The sequence below is a fragment of the Streptomyces chiangmaiensis genome (assembly GCF_036281785.1).
Taxonomy (GTDB): Bacteria; Actinomycetota; Actinomycetes; order Streptomycetales; family Streptomycetaceae; genus Streptomyces; species Streptomyces chiangmaiensis.
On record NZ_JAYWVC010000762.1, the window covers coordinates 1 to 528 of the forward strand.

Annotated in this window: 1 protein-coding gene; it reads left to right on the forward strand. The window is 71.0% G+C overall.

The window, feature by feature from the left end; all coding sequences use genetic code 11:
- Positions 1 to 132: 132 nt before the first annotated feature.
- On the forward strand, positions 133 to 528 hold a 396-nt coding region (locus VXC91_RS46805; protein ID WP_329513396.1), incomplete at its 3' end, for a transposase family protein.

Here is a 528-nt window from a genome sequence, read left to right on the forward strand (position 1 = left end):
GGCGGTGAGGGGCGGGCTTGCCGCTCACGCTGCGTGAGGTGGTGAGGGTGCGGCCGCCCCGGACGCAAGTCGCCCGCGGGCCTTCGTGATCATGGTTGTTCTCTACGCAACCGATCATGAAACCCCACGGGCTTGGACATCGACGATACCGGGATCAACGAGGCTGCCACGCGACTTCTGGGGCTGGAGGGGGTGAGTGTGACGCAGGTCAAGGACGACGGATCGGGCGGTTCGACGGTGTACGTCGTCACCAGCGACGACTCGGCCCGGGCCTGCCCCTCGTGCGGGGTCGTCGCCACCCGGCTGAAGGGCTACCGCACCAGCCGCCCCCGGCACCTGCCCTGCGGGGGACGCCCGGTGAGCATCCACTGGCGCAAGGCACGCTGGTACTGCACCGAACCCGCCTGCGAACGCGGCTCGTTCACCGAGGCGATACGCCAGGTCCCCACCGGGATGCGGACCACCCGGGCTCTGCGTCAGGCGGCGGGGGCCGCGGTCTGCGACGGCTCTCGCACCGTCGTGCAGGCC